The sequence below is a fragment of the Mycobacterium sp. genome (assembly GCF_050701675.1).
Classification (GTDB): Bacteria; Actinomycetota; Actinomycetes; order Mycobacteriales; family Mycobacteriaceae; genus Mycobacterium.
The window spans coordinates 1-2,761 of sequence record NZ_JBOGDD010001321.1 but is presented as its reverse complement, the minus strand read 5'-3'; the positions used below and the strand labels follow the sequence as shown (position 1 = coordinate 2,761).

Annotated in this window: 3 protein-coding genes; all 3 read right to left on the bottom strand. The window is 63.7% G+C overall.

From position 1 onward, the window contains the following. Window positions 1-888 (bottom strand): LVIVD repeat-containing protein (locus tag ACRDUX_RS40765; RefSeq protein WP_526423233.1); only part of this gene is annotated, 888 nt, incomplete at its 3' end. After that, complete coding sequence (locus ACRDUX_RS40760; RefSeq protein ID WP_526423231.1) at window positions 885-1,982, bottom strand: ABC transporter substrate-binding protein; 1,098 nt, start codon at window positions 1,980-1,982, stop codon at window positions 885-887. The genes ACRDUX_RS40765 and ACRDUX_RS40760, both read right to left, overlap by 4 nt. Window positions 1,983-2,015: 33 nt before the next feature. After that, window positions 2,016-2,761: ABC transporter permease (locus ACRDUX_RS40755; protein ID WP_526423229.1), on the bottom strand; the 746-nt coding region annotated here is incomplete at its 5' end.

Sequence of the window (2,761 nt, the reverse complement as noted above, 5' to 3'; positions counted from 1 at the left end):
CCGTTGAGGAAGCTCGTCGAACGATGCGGCAGGCGATGGCAACGTTTGCAGGTATCGAGGTGCTGACGGGTCCGCGATGTCGATCAGGTGAATCCTCCGCTCCTCGCCGTGCGGGCCGTCGTGTTGTTGTTCGTCGGTGACGACGAGCAGTCCGCGACCCTCCAGTGGCATACACGTGTGGGTGGCCCCACCTCCCCACCGCAGGCGCGACACCTCGCGAGGGGTCGTCGGATCGGACGTGTCGAGCACGACCAGATTCGCGTCGTCGTAGCCCAGGTAGGTGTGCTCGCCCTCGTTCAGACCATGATGCGCCGCGACCCGATGACCCTCAGCCCAGTCGGCGGTCTCGCCCCCGGCGCTCCACTGTCCCGGCCACCACCATCGGCTGGCCAGCACCGGCCGCGCGGGCTCGATCAGGTCGACCGTCATCCAGATGCGGTCGGTGAAACCCGTTGGTGCACCTGACATGTGGGCGTAGCGTCCGCCCTCCCAGACGATGCGGTGGACGCCCTTGCCGCCGGATTCGAAGAACCCGATCTGCTTCGGCTCGAACGGGTCGTCGAGCCGGTAGATCGCGACACCTGCGGAGTGCGGCCCCAGCGGGGTCTTCGGTCGGTACGGGAATCGCTCGTGGTTGACGAGCAGAAGCCCATCTGCGACCTGCACCTTGTGCGTGTGCGTATTGGCAGGCGCATCCCACTGCGTCATCAGATCGGGACGATCCGGAGCGGATACGTCGAGGATCGACGTGCCCGCCCCGGTTGTCCCGGCGTGTCCGACGTACAGCGTGTCGCCATGACGCATGACCTGCATGCCATCGCCTCGGCCGCCCAGGTCATGCTGGCCGAGGAGCCGAAGTCCCTCGGCCGACGCGGTTTCCGTCGTCACTGGGCCATGTCGCCAGGAGCGGGCCGCAGCGGCAGGTTCAGCGCCTTCTGCGCACGCCACAGCGGGACCAGGTCGACGTACTGGTGCCAATCGGTGCCAGGGGGGATCACCTTCAACTCGATCTGTTCGTTGACGAACTGATCCATGTCCTTGATGTCGAAGCCCCCGTCACCGGTGTGGTAAGTCGAGTTCTGCTCATCGGCATACGCATCGCGGTACGGCTGCGGGAGGTCGAAGTCCTTGGTAGCCATCAGGTCGAGCACCGCGTCCTTGTTGTTCATGTCGTTGATGAACTGGCGTGCCTTGAGTGTCGCGGTCAGGAAGGCGGCGGCGGTCTCGGGGCTCTCCGTCAGGATCTTGTTGGCGGCCCAGCCGTTCTGTGGCGCCCGTCCGAGCTCCTGGAAGAGGAACTTGCCGCCCTCGGCCTCCAACAGTGACTTGTGCCGAATCTGCAGGCTCGCGCCATCGACCGTGCCTGCGATCACCGACTGCAAACGCTCGTTGGACTGGCCACCGGTGCTCACCAGGTTGACGTCCTTGTCCGGGTCGAGGCCGTTGTCGGTGAGGAGCTTTCGAATCAGGAAGTCGTTGCGGCTGCCGAACTGTCCACCGGTGATCGTCTTGCCCTTGAGATCTTCGGCCGTGTTGATCCCCTTTCGCACACCGAGGATGTTCGCCTCACCTCCGAGATAGGTCGACAGATACCGCACTCCCGAGTTCGACTTCTTCGCCGCGGTGATGGCGGTGTCGGTGTCGTAGAGGGCGAAGTCCACCGATCCTCCGATGAGCGCCGGCAGGGGGTCCTCGACGGTCACGATCTCGACGTTGTCGATCCCGACTTCCTTGAAGTAGCCCTTCTCCTGCGCTACCAGGACGTCCTCGTGGAACAGGTAGTACGGGTTGTCCACGGCCACGACGATGGACTTCTTCACCTTCGACGTGTCGATCGTGGCGTCGACCTGATCGGCGTTGGTCGGAACGCTGGCGGTGGTGCCACCCCCGGCTGCCGAATCATCGCCCCCGCACGCGGTCAGCACCGTCGCGAACGCCAAACCAACACCGAGCACGGCCAGCAATCGTTTGCTGCTTCTCATGGACATCTCCTTTTCACGTGAAGCATCGAGTCACTACGCGCGCGCAAAGTCTCGCCAGGGCGCTGCCCGGCGTTCGATCCACCGCATTCCCTGCACGAGCCCCACCGAGATGACTGCGAGCATCAGCAAGGTGGCATACATCATCGGCGCATCGAACTGGTCACCTGCCCGATCCAGCAGGAATCCGAGTCCCTTGCCGCCTCCGCCCAGCAGTTCTCCGATGAGCATCCCGACCAGACCACGGGCGATACCTTGGTTGATGCCACTGATGACGAAAGGCAGGGTGAACGGCAATATCACCTTGAGGTACAGCTGCGCCTCGTTCGCCCCGAAGATCCGACCGGCCCGCACCAGCGACGGATCGACGGTCTTCACCCCCTCCATGCAGTTGACCATCATCGGGAAGACTGCTGACAGCACGATGATGGTGAGCTGCATGGAGTTACCGAAGCCCAGAACGAGGATCAGTAGGGGAATGAGGGCGACGCGCGGCAGCGCCGTCATCGCCCACACGTAGGGACTGAGGATCAGGTCGATGATCCGCACGCCGCCCATCAACAGCCCGAGCGGGATGCCGATGACCCCGGCGATCAGCATGCCGATGGTGAAGTTCTGCAGGCTGTGGAGCAGTTGCGGACCGATGACGCCGTCGGCGAAACCGTGGTACATGGCCGAGAACATGTCCGTGGCCTTCGGGAAGAACAGGGGGTTGATGACCTCGGACAGTGCGAGCAACTGCCAGGCCACGAAGAACAGGGTCAGGTTGACCACCGTGATGA

Excerpts from the sequence above, each read along its gene's own strand:
- ACRDUX_RS40760 (WP_526423231.1), bottom strand. The coding sequence starts at position 1,982 with ATGAGAAGCAGCAAACGATTGCTGGCCGTGCTCGGTGTTGGTTTGGCG.